24 protein-coding genes are annotated in these 20,378 nt (G+C 66.2%); 12 read left to right on the forward strand and 12 right to left on the reverse strand.

Translation table 11 applies throughout. The features are described from left to right. Both RT551_RS10375 and RT551_RS10380 read left to right on the forward strand, forming a co-directional pair. A partial coding sequence (locus RT551_RS10375; RefSeq protein WP_313458269.1) for a M23 family metallopeptidase occupies positions 1–515 on the forward strand: 515 nt, incomplete at its 5' end. Between the two features lie 90 nt (positions 516–605). Further along, the gene (locus RT551_RS10380; protein WP_313458272.1) at positions 606–1,466 is read left to right on the forward strand and encodes a PA4780 family RIO1-like protein kinase; all 861 of its coding nucleotides are present in this window, start codon (positions 606–608) and stop codon (positions 1,464–1,466) included. Between the two features lie 231 nt (positions 1,467–1,697). On the opposite strand, the gene fghA is transcribed toward RT551_RS10380, so the two are convergent. From fghA to RT551_RS10405, 5 genes are all read right to left on the reverse strand, one after another. After that, entirely contained in the window at positions 1,698–2,528 is an 831-nt protein-coding gene (gene fghA / locus RT551_RS10385; protein ID WP_313458274.1) for an S-formylglutathione hydrolase, read from the reverse strand. Between the two features lies 1 nt (position 2,529). Beyond that, a complete protein-coding gene (locus RT551_RS10390) occupies positions 2,530–3,639 on the reverse strand; it encodes an S-(hydroxymethyl)glutathione dehydrogenase/class III alcohol dehydrogenase (protein ID WP_282296304.1) in 1,110 nt (369 codons plus the stop codon). A gap of 53 nt (positions 3,640–3,692) precedes the next feature. Beyond that, positions 3,693–3,968 carry a metal/formaldehyde-sensitive transcriptional repressor gene (locus tag RT551_RS10395; RefSeq protein ID WP_282296305.1) on the reverse strand — a complete coding sequence of 92 codons (276 nt, stop codon included), beginning with the start codon at positions 3,966–3,968 and terminating at the stop codon, positions 3,693–3,695. Between the two features lie 153 nt (positions 3,969–4,121). Then, positions 4,122–4,373, reverse strand: a complete 252-nt coding sequence (locus tag RT551_RS10400; RefSeq protein WP_313458277.1) for a hypothetical protein — start codon at positions 4,371–4,373, stop codon at positions 4,122–4,124. Between the two features lie 10 nt (positions 4,374–4,383). Beyond that, entirely contained in the window at positions 4,384–4,653 is a 270-nt protein-coding gene (locus RT551_RS10405) for a DUF2845 domain-containing protein (RefSeq protein WP_313458280.1), read from the reverse strand. A 138-nt stretch (positions 4,654–4,791) separates the two neighbouring features. On the opposite strand from RT551_RS10405, the gene RT551_RS10410 reads away from it, so the two are divergent. Further along, a complete protein-coding gene (locus RT551_RS10410) occupies positions 4,792–5,199 on the forward strand; it encodes a VOC family protein (RefSeq protein WP_313458282.1) in 408 nt (135 codons plus the stop codon). 60 nt (positions 5,200–5,259) lie between these two features. Next, positions 5,260–6,063: a DUF3658 domain-containing protein gene (locus RT551_RS10415; RefSeq protein WP_313458284.1), complete on the forward strand. Its 804-nt coding sequence runs from the start codon at positions 5,260–5,262 to the stop codon at positions 6,061–6,063. Between the two features lie 4 nt (positions 6,064–6,067). Here the strand turns inward: RT551_RS10415 and RT551_RS10420 are convergent, their stop codons facing one another. Next, the gene (locus RT551_RS10420; protein ID WP_313458286.1) at positions 6,068–6,472 is read right to left on the reverse strand and encodes a hypothetical protein; all 405 of its coding nucleotides are present in this window, start codon (positions 6,470–6,472) and stop codon (positions 6,068–6,070) included. 61 nt (positions 6,473–6,533) lie between these two features. Next, positions 6,534–7,418 (reverse strand): AraC family transcriptional regulator, encoded by an 885-nt coding sequence (locus tag RT551_RS10425; RefSeq protein ID WP_313458288.1) that lies wholly within the window; start codon positions 7,416–7,418, stop codon positions 6,534–6,536. Between the two features lie 117 nt (positions 7,419–7,535). On the opposite strand from RT551_RS10425, the gene RT551_RS10430 reads away from it, so the two are divergent. Further along, positions 7,536–8,603, forward strand: coding sequence for an aldo/keto reductase (locus RT551_RS10430; RefSeq protein ID WP_313458291.1), 1,068 nt, complete (start codon positions 7,536–7,538; stop codon positions 8,601–8,603). Between the two features lie 4 nt (positions 8,604–8,607). On the opposite strand, the gene RT551_RS10435 is transcribed toward RT551_RS10430, so the two are convergent. Beyond that, entirely contained in the window at positions 8,608–9,501 is an 894-nt protein-coding gene (locus RT551_RS10435; protein WP_313458294.1) for a LysR family transcriptional regulator, read from the reverse strand. A 104-nt stretch (positions 9,502–9,605) separates the two neighbouring features. Here RT551_RS10435 and RT551_RS10440 point away from each other — a divergent pair, with 104 nt between their 5' ends. Continuing rightward, on the forward strand, positions 9,606–10,658 hold the full coding sequence (locus tag RT551_RS10440; protein ID WP_313458297.1) for an NAD(P)-dependent alcohol dehydrogenase: 1,053 nt from the start codon (positions 9,606–9,608) through the stop codon (positions 10,656–10,658). Between the two features lie 391 nt (positions 10,659–11,049). Here RT551_RS10440 and RT551_RS10445 read toward each other — a convergent pair whose 3' ends face one another. Next, positions 11,050–12,414: a glutamate--cysteine ligase gene (locus RT551_RS10445; RefSeq protein WP_313458298.1), complete on the reverse strand. Its 1,365-nt coding sequence runs from the start codon at positions 12,412–12,414 to the stop codon at positions 11,050–11,052. Between the two features lie 178 nt (positions 12,415–12,592). On the opposite strand from RT551_RS10445, the gene RT551_RS10450 reads away from it, so the two are divergent. Further along, positions 12,593–13,429 (forward strand): helix-turn-helix transcriptional regulator, encoded by an 837-nt coding sequence (locus tag RT551_RS10450; protein WP_313458299.1) that lies wholly within the window; start codon positions 12,593–12,595, stop codon positions 13,427–13,429. A 99-nt stretch (positions 13,430–13,528) separates the two neighbouring features. After that, positions 13,529–14,503: an MBL fold metallo-hydrolase gene (locus RT551_RS10455; RefSeq protein WP_313458300.1), complete on the forward strand. Its 975-nt coding sequence runs from the start codon at positions 13,529–13,531 to the stop codon at positions 14,501–14,503. Positions 14,504–14,509: 6 nt separating this feature from the next. Here the strand turns inward: RT551_RS10455 and yihA are convergent, their stop codons facing one another. Next, positions 14,510–15,133: a ribosome biogenesis GTP-binding protein YihA/YsxC gene (gene yihA / locus RT551_RS10460; protein WP_313458302.1), complete on the reverse strand. Its 624-nt coding sequence runs from the start codon at positions 15,131–15,133 to the stop codon at positions 14,510–14,512. A gap of 153 nt (positions 15,134–15,286) precedes the next feature. Here yihA and RT551_RS10465 point away from each other — a divergent pair, with 153 nt between their 5' ends. The 4 genes from RT551_RS10465 (at position 15,287) to RT551_RS10480 (ending at position 18,557) form a co-directional block, all read left to right on the forward strand. Continuing rightward, entirely contained in the window at positions 15,287–16,069 is a 783-nt protein-coding gene (locus tag RT551_RS10465) for a c-type cytochrome (RefSeq protein WP_313458305.1), read from the forward strand. Between the two features lie 103 nt (positions 16,070–16,172). Then, positions 16,173–16,823, forward strand: coding sequence for a thiol:disulfide interchange protein DsbA/DsbL (locus RT551_RS10470; RefSeq protein WP_313458308.1), 651 nt, complete (start codon positions 16,173–16,175; stop codon positions 16,821–16,823). Between the two features lie 109 nt (positions 16,824–16,932). Beyond that, on the forward strand, positions 16,933–17,763 hold the full coding sequence (locus RT551_RS10475; RefSeq protein ID WP_313458310.1) for a thiol:disulfide interchange protein DsbA/DsbL: 831 nt from the start codon (positions 16,933–16,935) through the stop codon (positions 17,761–17,763). Between the two features lie 26 nt (positions 17,764–17,789). Continuing rightward, the gene (locus tag RT551_RS10480) at positions 17,790–18,557 is read left to right on the forward strand and encodes an endonuclease/exonuclease/phosphatase family protein (protein ID WP_313458312.1); all 768 of its coding nucleotides are present in this window, start codon (positions 17,790–17,792) and stop codon (positions 18,555–18,557) included. A 111-nt stretch (positions 18,558–18,668) separates the two neighbouring features. Here RT551_RS10480 and RT551_RS10485 read toward each other — a convergent pair whose 3' ends face one another. Beyond that, positions 18,669–19,538 (reverse strand): EamA family transporter, encoded by an 870-nt coding sequence (locus RT551_RS10485; protein WP_313458314.1) that lies wholly within the window; start codon positions 19,536–19,538, stop codon positions 18,669–18,671. A gap of 103 nt (positions 19,539–19,641) precedes the next feature. Beyond that, entirely contained in the window at positions 19,642–20,124 is a 483-nt protein-coding gene (locus tag RT551_RS10490; protein WP_313458315.1) for a VOC family protein, read from the reverse strand. Between the last annotated feature and the right edge of the window lie 254 nt (positions 20,125–20,378).

The raw sequence follows: 20,378 nt of genomic DNA on the forward strand, positions 1-20,378 counted from the left end.
CGGTGCCGCCGGTTGCGGCCGGCAGCGCGGAGGGCCGGCCAACGGCCGGCGCTACCGGGGAGGTTCCGCCTGGGCTGCTGGTGCCTGTGCAGGGGGTCCTGCCCGACCAGCTGCAGGACACCTTTACCGATGCCCGCAGCGAGGGGCGGGTACATGATGCGATCGACATCATGGCCCCTACTGGCACGCCGGTGCTGGCGGTGGCGGATGGCACCATCGAGAAGCTGTTCACAAGTGAGCGCGGTGGGTTGACGGTGTACCAATTCGAGCCAGATGGGGTGTATTGCTACTACTACGCGCACTTGGACCGGTATGCGGATGGGCTGGCGGAGAAGCAGGTGATCAAGCGGGGGGATGTGATCGGGTATGTGGGCAGTACCGGGAATGCCAGCCCGGATGCGCCGCACCTGCATTTTGAGATTCACCGGCTGGGGCCGGAAAAGCAGTGGTGGAAGGGGGAGGCCCTCAACCCCTACCCGGTGTTAAGGGGAGCAGGCGACCCGGCACCGCGTTGACGCGCATGGCGCGTCGCTACCACCTCGGGCTCCGCGAAGCCACGCAGGGCGTGGCTCTACGGGTCACGGGGTCTGTGCGAAAATGGGCCCATGAGAACCCCTGAAAGCCTGCAGGCGCTGATTGACGACGGCGTCATCGATGAGGTGCTGCGCCCGCTCAAGAGCGGCAAGGAAGCAGCCGTGTACGTGGTGCGCAGCGGCGATGACGTGCGCTGCGCCAAGGTCTACAAGGACATGGCCCAGCGCAGTTTCCAGCAGCGCGTGCAGTACCAGGAAGGCCGCAAGGTGCGCGGTAGCCGTGAGGCCCGTGCCCTGGCCAAGTCCAGCAAGTACGGTCGCAAGCAGCAGGAGACCGCCTGGAAGAACACCGAGGTGGATGCGCTGTACCAGCTGCGCGATGCCGGTGTGCGTGTGCCTGAACCCTTTGGCTATTACCACGGCGTGCTGGTGATGGAGCTGGTCACCGACGCTGAGGGTTACTCGGCGGCGCGGTTGGGCGAGGTGGAGCTGAGCGCCGAGCAGGCGCGCGCCTTCCATCAGGTGCTGGTGCGCCAGGTGGTGCTGATGCTGTGCTGTGGCCTGATTCACGGCGACCTTTCACCGTACAACGTGCTGGTCGGGCCGGACGGCCCGGTGGTGATCGACTTCCCGCAGGTGGTCAGCGCCGGCGGCAACAACAACGCGCGCACCATGCTGCTGCGCGACGTGAACAACCTCACCGCGTATCTGGGGCGGTCGGCACCGGAGCTGTTTGATACGTGGTACGGCGAAGAGATGTGGGCGCTGTTCGAAGCCGGCGAGCTGCGGCCGGACAGCGTGCTGACCGGCTCCTTCGTGCACGACGAATCTGACGTGGACCTGGACAGCGTGCGCCACGCCATCAACGATGCGCGCGAGGAAGCGCTGATCCGGCAGCAGGGTCGGGAGGCGGCCGAGGCGATGGACGACTGAGGCATTGGGCCACGTGTGCCTGCGTGCTGCTTTGGTAGCGTCGGTCGACAGACGACGGCCGATATCAATGATCTGCACGTTAACGCATGACCACCAACGCAGAAGCGTGCGGTTCCATCCGCAGGTCATGCGTTAAAGAGCGTTGCGATGTCATCGGCCGTCGTCTGTCGACCGACGCTACCCATGCTCGCCTCTCCGTGTAGTTGGAGAGGCGGCACCAATACAGCTGGGTTACGCCTTCAGCGCCTCGGCGTGATACGCGATGTGCTCGCCAATGAAACTGCTGATGAAGTAGTAGCTGTGGTCATACCCCGGCTGCAAACGCAGCTGCAGCGGATGCCCCGCTGCCGTACACGCGGCCTGCAGCCACTGCGGCTGCAGCTGGCTGTCGAGGAATTCATCGCCACCTCCCTGGTCCACCAGCAGTGGCAGCTTTTCTTCAGCGACGGCCACCAGCTCACTGGCGTCCCACTGCGTCCAGCCGGCGCGATCCTCACCCAGGTAGGCAGCAAACGCCTTCTGCCCCCAGGGCACGCGCGCGGGGGCCACGATCGGCGAGAACGCGGACACGCTGCGATAGCGCCCGGGGTTGCGCAGCGCGATCACCAGCGCACCATGGCCCCCCATCGAATGCCCGCTGATGCTGCGTGCATCGGTAGCCGGCAGGTGCGCTTCGATCAACGCCGGCAGCTCCTGCACGATGTAGTCGTACATGCGGTAGTGCGTCGCCCACGGTTCCTGCGTGGCATTGAGATAGAACCCCGCACCCTTGCCCAGGTCGTAGCCCTCGGCATCGGCCACGTCGTCACCACGCGGGCTGGTGTCCGGGGCCACGATGATCACACCGTGCTCGGCGGCGTAGCGCTGCGCACCGGCCTTGGTGATGAAGTTCTGCTCGGTGCAGGTCAGCCCGCTCAGCCAGTACAGCACCGGCAGCTTCCGGGTGGCGGCCTGCGGCGGCAGATACACCGCCACGTTCATGTCGCAGCCCAGCACCTGCGAACGGTGCCGGTACACGTCCTGCCAGCCGCCGAAGGCGGCGCGATGTTCGATGCGTTCCATGTCAGTAGTGCACCACCGAACGGATCGACTTGCCTTCATGCATCAGGTCGAAGGCGTCGTTGATCTGCTCCAGATCCATGGTGTGGGTGACGAACGGAGCCAGCTCGATGGTGCCCTTCATTGCATCTTCGACCATGCCCGGCAGCTGGCTGCGGCCCTTGACCCCGCCAAACGCGGTGCCCATCCACTTGCGGCCGGTGACCAGCTGGAACGGACGGGTGGAGATTTCCTGCCCGGCACCGGCCACGCCGATGATCACCGACTGTCCCCAACCCCGGTGCGCGCATTCCAGCGCCGCACGCATCACCTGGGTGTTGCCGATGCACTCGAAGCTGTGATCCACGCCCCAGCCGGTCATTTCCACGATGACCTGCTGGATCGGCTTGTCGTGATCCTTCGGGTTCACGCAGTCGGTGGCACCGAACTGCTGGGCCAGATCGAACTTGGTCGGGTTGGTGTCCACGGCGATGATGCGGCCGGCCTTGGCCTGGCGCGCGCCCTGGATCACCGCCAGGCCGATGCCACCCAGGCCGAATACGGCCACGGTATCGCCTTCCTGGACCTTGGCGGTGTTGTGCACCGCGCCGATGCCGGTGGTGACACCGCAGCCGAGCAGGCACACGTGCTCCGGGTTGGCTTCCGGGTTGATCTTCGCCAGCGACACCTCGGCCACCACGGTGTACTCACTGAAGGTGGAGCAGCCCATGTAGTGGTAGATCGGCTCGCCGTTGTAGCTGAAGCGGGTAGTGCCGTCGGGCATCACGCCCTTGCCCTGGGTGGCGCGCACGGAGACACACAGGTTGGTTTTGCCCGAGGTACAGAACAGGCACTCGCCGCATTCAGCGGTGTACAGAGGAATGACGTGGTCGCCCGGCTTCACGCTGGTGACGCCCTCGCCCACTTCGACCACGATGCCGGCACCCTCATGACCGAGCACCGCCGGGAACAGGCCTTCCGGGTCATCGCCGCTCAGGGTGAAGGCATCGGTGTGGCAGACACCGGTGTGGGTGATCTTGACCAGCACTTCGCCCTTCTTTGGCGGGGCGACATCGATCTCAACGATCTTCAACGGCTGACCGGGACCAAACGCTACAGCGGCACGGGATTTCATCACTAGCACTCCAGAACAGGAAAAGAGGACACAGCGGCGCGGCGGAGCCGCGCTTACTTCAGGTAGGAACGAATCAGCGCGCTCATGTCGCGCACGCGTTCAGCGCGCTGCGCATCGGACTGCGCCGGCTGGCCGAACTCCTCGCGCAGATGCGCTTCCATCACTTCGGACATCAGCCCGTTGACCGCACCGCGGATGGCGGCGATCTGCTGCAGCACCGGGCCGCAGTCGGCCCCGGCTTCCAGCGCCCGGTCCAGCGCATCGCACTGGCCCCGGATGCGGCGCACGCGGGCCAGCACCTTCTTCTTTTCTTCGGGGGAATGCGGCATGGGCAGATCGGACCGGAACTATACTGGGGGATAGTATACACAGCCGTAGAACCTGACATGCAACCCGCATCGTTGGCACATTCATGTAGAGCGGGGCTTGCCCCGCTGCGGTCAGCGTTCAGCGGGGCAAGCCCCGCTCTACAATGCCGCCATTCAACGACCTGTAAACAGGCTCCGTATTCGACTGCAGAGCGGATGCAGCACCCAGGTGTCAAACGCTGCCCAATGCTGGCGAAACTGGATGACCAGCAGCAGCACGAACACATCGATGCCGATCATGTCGACCAGCAGAATCCCGGACAGCAATTCGGGGTTCAGCACGAACAGCAGCAGCACTCCGAATCCAAGCAGTGCCGCCCACCGCTTCGCGGCGGGCGAGTTCAGCCTGGCAAGCAGAAAACGCATCGCGCCGTTATCAGTTGAACATTTCGCGGATGTCGGTCACCTTGCCATCCTCGAAGGTGATGAGAATGGTCTTGCTGGACTTGTAGTACTCCCAGCGCTCGCCGGTGTTGGCACCAAACCGGTTCTCCAGCTGGACAACCCGGTCCGGCTTGCCGGCGACCTGGTTCACCTTGCCTGCGGTATCTCCGCTGGACACCAGCCGACCGCCAAACTCCACACTGCTGGCCATGGCAGTGCCTGCAAGCAGGCAGAGGGCCAACGACAGAATAATCCTGTTCATGTTGCTTCTCCTTGAAGCGTCGTGGGTAATGTCTGCCGCTACTCTGCCACACTGCGGGCGACTCAGCACCCTGCCCCCGGTAGTGATGGGCAGACAGCTGAATAGTGGCGTTGAAGTCATCTGACAGCGGGGAATGGCATGGATTTTCTGGTCAACATCGACGTGGATAATCTGGCCTCGGCAGAGGCGTTCTACACACGTGCCTTCGGGCTGACCCCAGGCCGCCGGTTTGGTGCCGACGGGGTGGAACTGCTGGGCGGCCCTGCGCCGATTTACCTGCTGGTGAAGGCGTCTGGCACGTCCGCCACGCCGCAGGTGCGGGATCGCCGCGACTACCGTCGGCACTGGACGCCGGTGCATCTGGACTGGGTTGTTGACGATCTGGACGCCGCGCTGGACCGGGCCGTGGCCGCCGGGGCGCGGGTGGAACAGGCACCGGCGACCCATGCCTGGGGCCGGATCGCCCTGCTGGCCGATCCGTTCGGGCATGGTTTCTGCCTGCTGCAGTTCCTGGGCCGGGGCTACGACGAGATCGCCGGCACCTAGCGACGGATGTAGCATCGGCGGTGGGGAGACATCCTGCTTACCGCTGGCGGAGGCAGGCACATGCAGGATCTTCATATCGTCGACGGTGACAGCGCAGCGGGCTGTCTCAGGCATGCCATCGTCACCGGCCAGCTGTCCGGCGAGGTGTTCGCTCTCAACGATTGGCTTTCGGTTGGGCCGCTGGGAAGCGCCGCCGGACGCACTGACTTTCTGAGTACGCAGTACCTGCCACCGCCACCCGGCGCAGGCGAGCCCGATGATCTCGAGCCAGGCGACGACGTGTTCGCACGCTGGGATGCGCTGAAGACACGTTTCCAGGTTCCGGGCAGGGCAATCCTGTGGATCAGTGGAAACGCCTCGGATCATGTCCTGTTGCGAATGGCCTGCCACATGCTGGAGGCGACCCGTGTCAAGCTTTGGCAGGTATCGGTCCCCGCATTCGGCGATTGGTTCGAGTCAGTGGCCACGCATCCGCCTGAAGCGCTTGCGCGCTTCGCGCCGACCGCCCGCCCCTTGAGCTCAGCCACTGTTGCGAACCTGGCACGGGAATTCATCGCCATCGCCGCCCATCCAGAGCCGGTGCGCCACCTGGATACAGACGGCACCCTTCGCTACCGCTCGATCGACCTGCACGACGCGCTGCTGCTGACCTGCTGTCCGTATCAGTGGACACCAGCCAACTACGTGGCCGGCAATGCCATGTCACGCTGCGAACGGCGCAACGGTCTGAGTGACCACTTCTTCGCAGCGCGATTGCGTGCACTGATCAATAGGGGGCAAATTGAGAGCCGCACGCCGCTGTCGGATGCGGGGTGGGACTGGCGAATCAACGTGCGCCGCGCGGGCGGCACGGACCTGCGGTAGCCACTCAGCGATTGCGGAACCGGTAGGCCACCGATTCCGACGACGGGCGTGCATACGAGCGCCCGCCCACTTCCACCACGGGCAACTCGTACATGCCATTGCGCAGCAACCCGGCGTGGCGGAACCGGCTGTCGAACTGCGCCTCAATCGCCGGCACGTCGATGTCGTAGTAGCGCACCGGAATACCGGCGCCCTGCAGGTCGGCCAGCATGCGGCGGGTGAAGCCGCAACCGGTGCGTCCGTAAACATCGACGGCAGGGCCGGTCACCTGAGCCGCAGGCGTTGCCGGAATCGGATTGGCCATCAGCGCTTCAGCCTGCTGCGCACGGCTCGGGAAGAAGGTGCGCTTCGCGTGCAGCACGCCGCCCAGCAGGCTGAGAATCATCAGCAGAACAAACACGCGGTTCATGGACATCCCTGTCAGACGGGCGTTGTGCCCCGGCGCACGCTACCACGCCGCCATGCAGCGCTCAATCCGGCTGACGCAACCGCTGCGCGTCACGTGCGGGCGGCAGGCCAAACAGGCGGGCGTATTCCCGGCTGAACTGCGAGGGACTGTCATAGCCCACCCGGTGCCCCGCCGTCGCCGCGTTCAGCCCCTCGCCCACCATCAGCCGCCGTGCTTCCTGCATGCGCAGCTGCCCACGGAAATCCAGTGGACTCATGGCGGTGACCGCCTTGAAGTGTGCGTGGAAGCTGGAACGGCTCATGCCCGCCACTTCGGCCAGGGTTTCGATCCGACTGGCATCGCGATAGTTCGCGCGCAACCACAGGATGGCGCGGGCGATCTGCGCCTGGCGGGTATCGGTGCGCGCCATGTGGTGGAACACGTCGCCGTGCTCGCCGCTGATCAGGCGGTAGAGCAGCTCCCGCAACGCCAGCGGTGCCAGCGGGGCGATGTCCTGTGGCGTGTCGAGCAGTTTCAACAAGCGAGCAACTGCCTCAAGCAGCGGGGATGTCATTGCACCCAGCGTCAGCCCGGCACTGTCATCCATCGCCGCCGACAGCGGACGTGCATGCTGCAGCGTCAGCTCACCGAGCAGTGCCGGATCCAGATCCAGCTGCATGCACAGATACGGGGCCGCTTCACTGGCTTCCACCACCGCGCCCATCACCGGCAACCCCACCGTGGCCACCAGGTAGCTGGCCGGATCGTAGTGGAACACCCGCTCGCCCAACGCCGCGCGCTTGCGGCCCTGCGCCACGAAGCACACCGTGGGTTCGTAGATCACCGGCATCGGCAGCGTCGGGCTGGCGCAGCGGATCAGGGTCACGCCCGGCAACGCGGTGGCGAAGGTGCCATCACCCGGCGCGTGGCGGGCAATGGCATCGCGGAAGGTGAGCAGCGCGGTCATGGCCGCATCATCGACCACCCCTGGACAATCGTGCAAGCATGCCGGCGAGGCGTTCTACCGTCTGGTGTGGATGGCTGCCGAGAATGACCCCCATCACCTGACGATGGGAACTGCACCATGCACACCGCCATATCACTGGACCACTACCGCCTGCTCGGCCGCTCCGGCCTGCGCGTTTCGCCGCTGTCGCTGGGCACCATGACCTTCGGTGCCGACTGGGGCTGGGGTGCCGACGAGAGCGAGGCCCGCCGCATCTTCGATACCTATGTGGATCGAGGCGGCAATTTCATCGACACCTCGGTGAACTACACCAATGGGGCCGCCGAACAGATTCTCGGCCGCTTCGCCAAGGCAAAACGCGACCAGCTGGTACTGGCGACCAAGTACACGATGGCCCGCGACGCCGCCAACATCAATTCCGGCGGCAACCACCGCTACAACCTGGTGCGCTCGGTGGAGACCAGCCTGCGCCAGCTGGATACCGACCGCATCGACCTGATGTACGTGCATGCCTGGGACTTCACCACCCAGCCTGAAGAAGTGATGCGAGCTCTCGACGATCTCGTTCGCGCCGGCAAGCTGCTGTACCTGGGCATCTGCAACACCCCCGCGTGGCGGGTGGCGCAGATGCAGACCCTGGCCGACCTGCGCGGCTGGTCGCCGCTGGTGGCACTGCAGATTGAGTACAGCCTGGTCGAGCGCACGGTGGAACACGAACTGCTGCCGATGGCGCAGGCGCTGGGACTGGGCGTGCTGCCGTGGTCACCGCTGGGCGGCGGCATTCTTACCGGCAAGTACAGCGCGGCCGATCTGTCCGACGACAACAGCGCGGAAGTTTCGGGTGACCGCAAGGGCGTGATCGCCTCCATTGGTCACCTCAACACGCGTTCGCTGGCGATTGCGGACGTGGTCGGCAGCGTTGCTGACGAGCTGGGGGCTTCGCGCGCTCAGGTGGCATTGGCGTGGACACTGGCACAGCCTGGCGTGGTGTCGCCGATCATCGGCGCGCGCACGCTGGCGCAGGCTGAGGACAATCTGGGCGCGCTCGCGGTGTCGCTGAGCTCTGACCAGCTGCAGCGGCTGGAGGCCGCCAGCGCCCCTGACCCGATCTTCCCGGAGCGCTTCATCGGCCGCCCGATGGCGCAGCAGCTGATCTTTGGTACCGCCACGCTTCAACCGCGATGAACGCTCAAGGTTCCGTGCTGCGCAGACTGTCCACGAACGCACGCAGCGCCGAAGACATCTGCCGCTGTCTCGGGTAATACAGCACGAAACCGGGGAACGGCTCGCTCCAGTCTTCCAGCACGGCCTGCATCTGGCCGGCGTCGAGGTACGGGCGGGCCGCGTCCTCCAGCACATACGCCAGACCAAAGCCATCCAGCACCGCACGGATGATGGTGGTCTGCTCGCTGAGCGTGAGCCGGCCCTGCACGTCCAGTTCCAGCGACTGCCCGTCCCGGTCGAACTGCCACTTGTACAGGTGCCCGCTGGCGAAGCGGAAGCGGATGCATTCATGCTGCAGGAGGTCACGTGGGTGCTGCGGGGCGGGATGGCGTTCCAGATAGGCCGGTGACGCCACGATCATCCCGCGCAGCGGCCGGCCCAGCGGCACCGCCACCATGTCCTCGGGCACGAACTCATGCAGGCGCACGCCGGCGTCGAAGCCTTCGGAGACGATGTCGACCAGACCGTCATTCTCGGTCAGCTCAAGGCGCACGTCCGGGTGGGCATGCAGGAACCGGGTCAGGCGCGGGCCCAGCTGGGTCGGCACGGCAGCGCGCGCCGCATTGATCCGTAGCAGTCCGGCAGGGGCGGCGCGGAAATGGTTCATCTCCTCCAATGCATCGCTCACCTGGTGCAGGGCCGGCTGCAGCCGGTCCAGCAGCCGCTGGCCGGCTTCGGTCAGGGCCACGCTGCGGGTGGTGCGGTGGAACAGCCCCACGCCCAGGCGCTCTTCCAGCGCGCGGATCGCATAGCTCACCGCCGAGGTGGACAGCGCCAGCTCGGCCCCGGCCTTGCGGAAGCTGCGGTGGCGGGCCACCGCCGCGAAGGCCGCCAGGTGGGTCAGGTTGTCAGTGGCCATGATTGTGCAGTCTGCCTTGATGACACATGCCGATATCGGGACTCCCGGTGGCCCGGGCGCGGGGGTATTGTAAAGCGCCTTTCCACAAACCCCAGGAGACCCCCATGTCACTTGCCCATGGCTATGCCGTGCATGACAACCAGGCCCCGCTGGTGCCGTTCACCTTCGAGCGCCGCGCCGTCGGTGCCGATGACGTGCGCATCCAGATCCTCTACAGCGGCATCTGCCACTCCGACCTGCACCAGGCCCGCGACGACTGGGGCGGCGCGCTGTTCCCGATGGTGCCGGGCCACGAGATCATCGGCCGGGTCACCGAGGTCGGTGCCAATGTCACCCGCTTCAAGGTCGGCGATTTCGCCGGCGTCGGCTGCATGGTCGACTCGTGCCGTCATTGCGACGCCTGCGAACACGACCTGGAGCAGTACTGCGAAAAGGGCCCAACCTACACCTACAACAGCAAGGAACGCAGCAGCGACCAGCTGACCTACGGCGGCTATTCCGACCACGTGGTGGTGGAGCAGCGCTTCGTGGTGAAGGTGTCGGAAACGCTGGACCTGAAGGCGGCCGCGCCGCTGCTGTGTGCGGGCATCACCACCTATTCGCCGCTGCGTCACTGGAAAGTTGGTCCGGGCCAGAAGGTCGGCGTGATCGGTCTGGGTGGCCTCGGCCACATGGGCGTGAAGTTCGCCAAGGCGATGGGCGCGACCGTGGTGATGATCACCACCACCCCGGAAAAGGGTGCCGACGCCAAGCGCCTGGGCGCAGATGAAGTGCTGGTCTCGCGTGACCCGGCGCAGATGAAGGCGCATGCCGGCAGCTTCGATTTCCTGCTCAACACCATTCCGGTCAGCCACGACACCAACCCGTACATGTCACTGCTCAAGCGTGACGCCACGATGTGCCTGGTCGGCGTGATCACCGAACTGGATCCGCCGCTGTACGGCTCCAGCGTGATCTTCGGCCGCAAGCACGTCACCGGCTCGGCGATCGGCGGCATGGCCGAAACCCAGGAAATGATGGACTTCTGTGCCGAACACAACATCGTCAGCGACGTGGAAGTGATCGACATCAAGACCGTCAACGAAGCCTGGGCGCGCATGGCGAAGAACGACGTGCGGTATCGCTTCGTGATCGATATGGCGACGTTGGCTGCGTAAAGCGCAAGGCGTAGAAGCCTTCGCCTGCTGATCTACGTGCTTGGGGCGGCGGGCACGGGGGTACGGGACACGCCGTGGACCCATCCATGGGGGCTCGTCGAAAACATCCATGTTTTCAACGGTCCCGTACCCCCGCACCCGCCGCCCCGAGAAAGTTGGTCGGTAGCCAAAGAACAGCAAAAAGCCGGCCATTGGCCGGCTTTTGCATCTCAATCCGCATTGCGCGATCTATCGGGGAGGCCATCGGGTAGCCCCCGGAGAGACACTCCACGGCATGGATGCCGTGGAGTAGCCTACAAGGATGTACTTGCGGCGTGTCTCGGAGCGGGGCTGCCCGATGGCCTCCCCGCACTGAACAACTGAAGCGCTGCTCTTGGCGCAGAACGCAAAATCAGTACGCGAACTGCGAGAACACCGGGTCCACGTTCTGATTCCACTCGCCGTGGTACAGCGCCAGCTTGCGCTCGGCCGGGGTCAGGCCGGACTCGACGATTTCCTGCAGCACGTCCAGGAAATGGCTTTCGTCCTGGCCGTCAGCATTGCGTGCGGCGCGGCGCTGCAGGCCGGCCACTGCGATCTTCACTGCCTCGCGGGCCAGGTCGCGCACGGTGCCGTTGCGGAACGGCAGGTTCATCGCCTGGCGCGGCACGCCGTCGCGCAGCGCGTGGCGCTCGGTCAGGCTGAAGTCCTTGACCAGATCCCACGCCGCGTCCAATGCAGTCTCGTCGTACAGCAGGCCCACCCAGAACGCCGGCAGCGCGCACAGGCGGCTCCACGGGCCGGCATCGGCACCGCGCATTTCCAGGTACTTCTTCAGGCGCACTTCCGGGAACGCCGTGGTCATGTGGTCCGACCAGTCGCGCAGGGTCGGCAGTGCGCCCGGCAGTACCGGCAGCTTGCCCTGCATGAAGTCGCGGAAGCTCTGGCCGCTGGCATCGTGGTAGACGCCATCGCGGTAGGAGAAGTACATCGGCACGTCGAGCAGGTAGTCCACGTAGCGCTCGTAACCGAAACCGTCCTCGAACACGAAGTCGAGCATGCCGGTGCGGTCAGCGTCGGTATCGGTCCAGATGTGCGAACGGTAGCTGAGGTAGCCGTTCGGCTTGCCTTCGGTGAACGGTGAATCGGCGAACAGCGCCGTGGCAATCGGCTGCAGCGCCAGCGACACGCGGAACTTCTTCACCATGTCCGCTTCGGTGGCGTAATCCAGATTCACCTGCACCGTGCAGGTGCGGGTCATCATGTCCAAGCCCAGCTGGCCCACCTTCGGCATGTACTCACGCATGATCCGGTAGCGGCCCTTCGGCATCCACGGCATGTCCGCACGCGACCACTTCGGCTGGAAGCCCATGCCCAGGAAGCCCAGTTGCAGCTCGGCGGCCACCTGCGCCACCTCGTTGAGGTGGGTGCCGGTTTCCACGCAGGTCTGGTGGATGCTTTCCAGCGCCGCACCCGACAGTTCCAGCTGGCCGGCCGGTTCCAGCGTCACCGATGCGCCATCACGGACCAGCGCGATGGTGCGGCCGCCTTCCTGCACGGGCTGCCAGTTGAAACGGGTCAGCCCGTTGAGCAGCGCCTCGATGCCGCGCTCGCCGTCAAAGGTCGGCGGACGCAGGTCGTCCAGACGGAAGCCGAACTTCTCGTGTTCGGTGCCGATGCGCCATTGCGCCTTGGGCTTCTCGCCGGAGGCCAACGTGGCGACCAGTTCATTGCGGTCGGTGATCGGCGTCTCGGCGACGTGGCTGGGGCTCGACAAGGGCAGGCTCGCAGAATTCGGGGCGGGGGAACGGGATGTGGGGCTGGGGGCCCGGCATCGCAAGGGCGCACTATATCGTGGTGCCCGCGTGCATCGTGTCACCGTGGCGGGTTGCTGCATTCCACCGGATGCCCCTTGACGCTGCACCGGGCCGCACCGGGCCGCCTACACTGTGGGCATGGCACTCACCTCCACCCTGCCCCACCCTGACCTGCTGGCCGAGATGGCCACCCTGGCCGACTGCCAGCGCGCCGAGGGCTATGCCTGCATCACCGCCCGGCGCGAGCACGGCGCGTCATCGGTGGAGATTCCGCAGCCGCAGTTCGCGATTCTGCTGCAGGGGCGCAAACAGGTCAGCACCGCGCAGCAGTCGCTGACCTTCGTGCCCGGCGATCTGTTTCTGATCACCCAGCGCTGCCGCATTGATGTGGTCAACATTCCCGATCCGGCCAGCGGCGTGTACCTGAGCGCGATTGTGCCGCTGTGCAGTGAAGCGCTGAGTGCGGCGCGCACGCTCTGGAACGAACCGCTGCCCGCTGCCGGCCTGCCGTTGGCACAACTGGCGCTGGATGCACACGCCGACACCCTGCGGCAGTGGCGTGCGGCACTGGAACGCGGGCACTACACCGAGGCACGGCTGGCCCTGGCGACCCTGATCGTGGCGTTCTGCCGCCGTGGCCACGGCAGTCTGTTGCTGCCGCCCGAACCGAGCCTGGGCGAGCGCCTGCGCGATCTGATCGCTGCCCAGCCCGAGCGCGACTGGCAGTCGCATGACTTTGAAAGCCACCTTGGCATGAGCGGGGCCACCCTGCGCCGACGCCTGGCCAGCGAACAGCTGAGTGTGCGTGAGCTGATTGCCGACGCGCGCCTGGCGTATGCCATGCAACTGCTTTACGCCACCCGCCTGCCGCTGAAGACCGTGGCCGCGCGCGTGGGGTATCGCTCGCTGGGCAGTTTCAACCGGCGCTTTGCCGCTCGATACGGGCTGGACCCGGCGGAGATTGGCAACAGCTGAAGCCGGCGAGCGGTTGGCGCGGCATTGTGAGCGCATCGCGCGAAGCGACCCGGGCAGCATGGCGCTGTCGCGGCGCTGCCGCATTGCCAGGAGGCTTTCATGCCCCGTTTTCTGAGTGGTCTTGTCCGGTTGAGCCCGGCGTTGTTGGTGTTGGCCGGCGCGGCGCAGGCCGCCACCGGCCATGTGGTCGAGCAGCAGGTACCGGGCGTGTACCACCAGCAGATCGGCACGCTGCAGGTCACGGCCCTGTTCGATGGCACCGTGGCGCTGGGCCGACAGGAACTGGTCGGCATTGAACCCGGCGCGGTGACCCGCCTGCTGGATCACCGCTACGTGCCCGAGGATGGCAAGGGCCTGCAGACCGCAGTCAATGCCTATCTGGTGCAACGCGGCCGGCACCTGACCCTGGTCGATACCGGCACCGCGCAGTGCTTCGGTCCCGGCCTGGGCCAGGTGCTGGGCAATCTCCGCGCCGCCGGTTATGACCCGGCTGAGGTCGACGATGTGCTGCTGACCCACGCCCACCCGGACCATCTGTGCGGCCTGCTGGATGCGAATGGCGAAGCGGCCTACCCCAACGCCACGGTGTGGCTGTCGCAGGCCGACGCCGATTACTGGTTGAACCCGGCCAGCGAGGCCAAAGCACCGCAAGGCGTGCGCTTCGCTTTCGCCCTGGCCCGCCAGGCAGTGGCTCCGTACGACGTGGCTGGCAAGGTCAGGCGCTTCAGTCCCGGGCAATCGCTGCCCGTGGGCGTCACCGCGCTCGACAGCCACGGCCACACCCCGGGGCATGTGTCCTGGCAGCTGGATGGCGGCAGCCAGCAGTTGCTGGTGTGGGGCGACATCGTGCACTTCCACGCGGTGCAGTTCGCGCAGCCGACGGCCAGCTATGAGGCCGATAGCGACAGAACAGCGGCCATCACCAGCCGCCGCGCGATGATGGCGCAGGCCGCCGACCACGGCTGGTGGGTGGCGGGTGCGCACCTGCCCTTCCCGGGATTGGGTCATGTGCGACACGAAGGCGACGCCTTCGCGTGGGTCCCGGGGGAATTCGCGCCGTTGCCAGCGCGGTAACCCGTCTTACGCGGTTTCCGGTGCTGGCTTGTTCAAGCCCAGCCAGCCACCAATGATGCCGCGTGCCTCGTCCACGCCCTGGCGGGCCGGGCCGGAGAAGGTCTGCACGCTCACGGTGTCGCCGAACGAGGACTGCAGGTCCTTGCGGACCTTCTGCAGGGCAATGCCCTGCTGGCCACGGCCGAGCTTGTCGGCCTTGGTCAGCAGCGCGTGGGCCGGAAGGCCGCGCTGCACGGCATAGCCCAGCATCTGCCGGTCGTAGTCCTTCAGCGGGTGACGGATGTCCATCACCACCACCAGTCCGCGCAGGGCCTCGCGGGTGCGGAAGTACTGGTCGATGAAGGCCTGCCAATGCGCCTGCAGGTCCAGCGGGACTTTGGCGTAGCCGTAACCGGGCAGGTCGACCAGCTTGGCCTCCGGGGTGACCTCGAAGAACACCAGCTGCTGGGTGCGGCCGGGGGTCTTGGAGACCCGGGCCAGGCTGTTCTGGCGGGTAAGGGCGTTGAGGGCACTGGACTTGCCAGCGTTGGAGCGACCGGCAAAAGCCACTTCGGCCCCGACGTCGTCCGGCAATTGCCGGATGTTGTGGGCCGAAAGCAGGTAATGGGCGCGTTCTAGGAGCAATGACATGTGCATAGGATCGCATGTCCGGGCCGGCAGCGCCGCTGCCGACGGTTTATGCCGCACTGCCGCGTTGACCCCGGCGCAAACCGGCATGGATAATCGGCCGATCCCCGCGGGTGCACCCTGCACCTGCCAGGCCGGTCCACACGGAGCTTCCGCATGCGCCATGCTCGCGTTCTTGCCGTTTCCGCTGTTGCTGTATCGCTGTTGGCCGCCGTGGCGGTCGCCCAGACGTCGATCACCCCGTTGCCCGACAACGCGCCGGTGAAAACCGCCTCGCTCGAGGTCGATTTCAGCAAGACCACCTGGGGTGATCCCAAGGCCGGCCAGACCAAGGCCGCCGCCTGTGCAGCCTGCCATTCGGCCGACGGCAACTCCACGGTAGAGATGTACCCCAGCATTGCCGGCCAGAGCGAACGCTACGTGGCCCAGCAGATCGCGCTGATCGCCAACGGCCAGCGCAGTTCCGGTGCGGCGGCGGCGATGGTGCCGTTCGTGCAGGACCTCACTCCGCAGGACATGCGCGACATTGGTGCCTTCTTCGCCACACAGAAGGCCAGCGCCGGCCTGGCCGACGACGGCGTGGTCGCTGAAGGCCCCTACAAGGGCCTGAAATTCTACGAGATCGGCCAGCAGCTCTATCGCGGCGGCGATGCCCAGCGTGGCATTCCGGCGTGCATGGCGTGCCACGGCCCCACCGGCGCCGGCAATCCTGGCCCAGCCTACCCGCATATTGGTGGCCAGCACGCCAGCTATGTGGCGCGCCGGCTGCAGGAGTACCAGGCCGGGGTGACCCAGGAAACCGACAAGGCCCACTTCCAGATCATGGCCAGCATCGCCAAGTCGTTGACCGAACAGGAAATCCAGGCGCTGGGCAGCTACCTGCAGGGGCTGCACAACCGTGCCGACGATGTGGCTGGCGCGCCTGCCCGCGCGCCCTGAACCGTTCGCCCGCGACCGACGGCAGGTGCGCCTGCCGCTTCGGCAGGGTATGTTCCCCTTCACGCCGGCATCAGGCCGGCGTTGTTTTTTCCGATGGAGATGGATGTTGAAGACGTTGATCCCGCGCCTGATGCTGTTGTTGCTGGCCCTCACCCCGCTGGCCGCACTGGCCGCCCCCGCCGCGCCGCTGGTGGAAGGCACCGACTACAAGGTGCTGGCCCAGCCCGGCACGTTCGCCCCCGCCGGCGGCAGGATCGAAGTGGTGGAGGTGTTCGGCTATACCTGCCCGCACTGCGCGCATTTCGAACCGAAGCTGGAAGCCTGGGCGAAGAAGCTGCCCAAGGACGTCCGCTTCACCCCGGTGCCGGCTGCGTTCGGCGGGCCGTGGGATTCCTTCGCCCGTGCCTACTACGCCGCCGAACAGGTGGGTGTGGCCCAGCGCAGCCATGCAGCCATGTTCAAAGCCCTGCACGAGGACGGCTCGCTGCCGATGCAGAACATCGCGCCGGACGAACTGGCCACGTTCTACCAGGCGTATGGCGTTGAGCCGGAGAAGTACATCGCGGCACTGAAGAGCGATGCCGTGGAACAGAAGCTGGCCGCTGCGCGCGCCTTTGCCCGCCGCACCCAGATTCCCGGCACGCCGTCGATGATCGTCAACGGCAAGTACCTGGTCACCGGTGACACCTTCGATGACCAGCTGCGCATTGCCAGCGCCCTGATCGCGCGCGAGCGCGCCGGCAAGGCTCGCTGAACCGTCACACCCCCTGCACGCGGCGGTGCGCTGACCGCGTGTCATCATTTCCCCCTGGCCGGCGCATGACGCACCGGCCTTCCCCTGCTCAATTGCTGGAGATGCTTCCATGAAGACCCGTTTCGCCCTCGCCCTGATGGCCCTGCTGCCGATCCTGGCCGCCTGCCAGGCCAAGGACGGCACCGAGAACACCGCCACCCCGGCAGCCCCGGCCACCACCGAAGCGCCGGCCGCAGCTACCCCGGAAGCCACCGCGGCCAGCGGCGAGACCGCAGCGGCTGAAACCGCAGCAGCCGAAGCGGGCGCACAGGCCGAGACCACCGCGCCGGCAGCGGCACCGGCCGCGTCCAAGCCGGTCGGCCCGGAGCCCGTGGAAGGCACCGACTACGTGGTGCTGAAGGCGGGCGCACCGTTCGCCCCGGCCACCGGCAAGATTGAAGTCGCCGAGATCTTCGGCTTCGTCTGCCCGGCCTGCAATGCGTTCCAGCCGAAGATCGCGGCCTGGAAGGCCGGCCTGCCGAGCGACGTCAACTTCGTCTACGTGCCGGCCATGTTCGGGGGTACCTGGGACAACTACGCCAAGGCCTTCTACGCTGCTCAGAACCTGGGCGTTGAAGACAAGACCCACGACGCGCTGTACGCCGCGATCCACGTCACCCAGGAACTGAAGGGCGAACGCGGCCGCGACACTCCCGAAGACATCGCCGCCTTCTACGCCAAGCACGGCGTCGATGCGAAGAAGTTCCTGGCCGAAATGAACGGCTTCTCGGTCAACGGCCAGACCAGCAAGGCGAAACAGTTCGCGCAGCGCAGCGAGATCACGGGCACCCCGTCGGTCATCGTCAATGGCAAGTACCTGGTCAAGGGCAAGAGCTTTGACGACATGCTGCGCATCGCCGACCACCTGATCGCCCGCGAGCGTGCTGCCAAGGGCGGCTGAGTTCGAACGCAACAAGAGAAACCGTGGTGACAACCCCCAACACCCGGACCCTGCGTCTGCTGACGGCCAACATCCAGGCCGGCTCCAGTACCCGCCGGTACAGCGACTACGTGACCCGCAGCTGGTCACATGCGCTGCCGGCGGGACGCAAACGGTCCAGCCTGGATGCGATTGCCCAGCTGGCCCGTGGTCATGACATCGTCGGCCTGCAGGAGGCCGACCCCGGCAGCCTGCGCTCGGGCTTCACCAACCAGACCCACTATCTGGCCGAGCGCGCCGGCTTCAATTATTGGAGCCACCAGCCAAACCGCCGCATGGGCGGGGTGGCCTCCAGCGCCAACGGCCTGCTGAGCCGGCTGGAGCCGGTGGAAGTGCAGGACCACGCCCTGCCCGGCCGTATTGGCGGGCGCGGCGTGCTGCTGGCCAAGTTCGGCGAAGGCAACGAAGGCCTGATGGTGGCGGTGGCGCACCTGTCACTTGGCACCAATTCGCGGATGTCGCAGCTGGCGTTCATTGCCGAGTTGTTGAGCGACCATCCCAATGCCGTGCTGATGGGCGACTTCAACTGCCTGGCTGACCGCCCGGAAATGCAGGCGCTGTACCAGAAGACCACCCTGCAGCCCCCGGGCTGCGCCGTGCCCACCTTCCCCAGCTGGCGGCCGGATCGCGCGATTGACCACATCCTGCTGAGCAGCAACCTGCAGCAGCGCAGCGCCGAAGCGGTACCGGCGGCGTATTCGGATCACTTGGCGCTGGCGATGGAGATCGATGTGCCAGCGGACGCGGTGCGCTAGGCAACGCCAGGATCTGGCATCGCGCTGACACGCATGGCGTGTCACTACCGTCGGCATCCCGTAGTGACGCGCCATGCGCGTCATCGCGATGCCCGCAGACCAACGCGGTGGTCAGGTATTGATCGGCATCTGCGCCGGCTTTGCGGTCAACGTGCTGCCCACCGATGCCAGCACGGTGCAGCCAATCGCTGCCCACTGCAGCACGGTCAGATGCTCGGCCAGCAACCCCATCGCCAGCAGCGCGGCCACCGCCGGTTCCATGCTGATCAGAATCCCGAAGGTTTCCTTGGGCAGCCGCCGCAGCGCCATCATTTCCAGCCACATCGGCAACGCACTGGACACCGCCGCCACACCCAGCCCGAACAGCAGGATCTTCGGGTCCAACAGGGCGGTGCCAGCATGCGCGACCCCGACCGATACCACCACCAGCGCTGCCGCACACATGCCCAGCGACACGGTGTGACCGGCCGGCAGGTGCCCGGCACGCTTGCCGAAGATGATGTACAGCGCCCAGCACGCCGCCGCGCCCAGCGCGAACATCACCCCAGTGGGATCCAGCGGCTCGCCGTGACCCAGCGGCAGCAGCAACAGCAGCCCGGCCACCGCGCAGCCCACCCAGAGGAAATCGATCGGTCGGCGCGACGACCACATGGCCACCGCCAGCGGCCCGCAGAATTCAATCGCCACCGCGATTCCGAAGGGAATCGTGCGCAGCGCCATGTAGAACAGCAGGTTCATCGTGCCCAGGGTGAGCCCATAGCGCAGGATCGTCCCGGCATCAGCACGGCTGGTGGTCCAGCGCCAGGGACGGAACACTGCCAACAGCACCAGCGCGGAGAAGCCCACGCGCAGCGCGCTGGTGCCTTGGGCACCGATCAAGGGAAACAGTTGTTTGGCGAACGAGGTGCCGACCGCGAGTGCGGTGACGGAGCCCAAGACGGCCAGAACGGGAAGGAGGGAGGCGTGGCGCGAGGTCGACATCGCGGGAGGATAGAGCCGAATGGGGCGGCCGGATATCCCGTAGAGCCACGCCCTGCGTGGCTGCGATCCTGCTGGACACCGCGAAGCCACGCAGGGCGTGGCTCTACGGGCCTTTTACGGCCGCCTCTATCTGGGCCACATCAATCTTTGTCATTGTCATCATTGCCTCGAAAGCGCGCTTGGCCACCGCCGGATCACTGCCGGTGAACGCCTCGGTCAGCACCCGAGGGGTGATCTGCCAGGACAGCCCCCACCGGTCGCGGCACCAGCCACAGGCGCTTTCCTGTCCGCCGTTGCCGACGATGGCGTCCCAGTAGCGGTCGGTTTCGGCCTGGTCGTCGGTGGCGACCTGGAACGAAAACGCCTCGCTGTGTTTGAACGCCGGACCCCCGTTCAAGCCGATGCAGGGAATGCCCAGCACGGTGAAGTCCACGGTCAGCACATCCCCCGCCTTGCCGGCCGGGTAGTCCGACGGGGCCCGGTGAACCGCATTCACCGCGCTGTCCGGGAAGGTGGCCGCATAGAAGGTGGCCGCGTCCAGCGCGGTGCCGTCGTACCAGAGGCAGATCGTGTTCTTGGCAATCATCGCGGTGCTCCCGCCGGGGTGTGCCGTCACCCTAGCCCTCCAAATGTTAAGACCGGGCCAGAAGCGCGACTGGGTGTCGCATTGCGCCTGACAATGATTCGCATTAACATACTGTGATCCCGTTCGCACCAGGAAGGCGCGGCGGCGATCAGTTACCGAGCCCGGCGCTTTGGAATCAAGGCCCAGCCACGACCTGCCCCCACCTATTTGGCGCACCGCCTGGCTCAGCGTGGAGAGTTGCCTGGCGCGCCCCG

It is taken from the genome of Stenotrophomonas sp. (assembly GCF_032103445.1).
In the GTDB taxonomy this organism is placed as follows: Bacteria; Pseudomonadota; Gammaproteobacteria; order Xanthomonadales; family Xanthomonadaceae; genus Stenotrophomonas.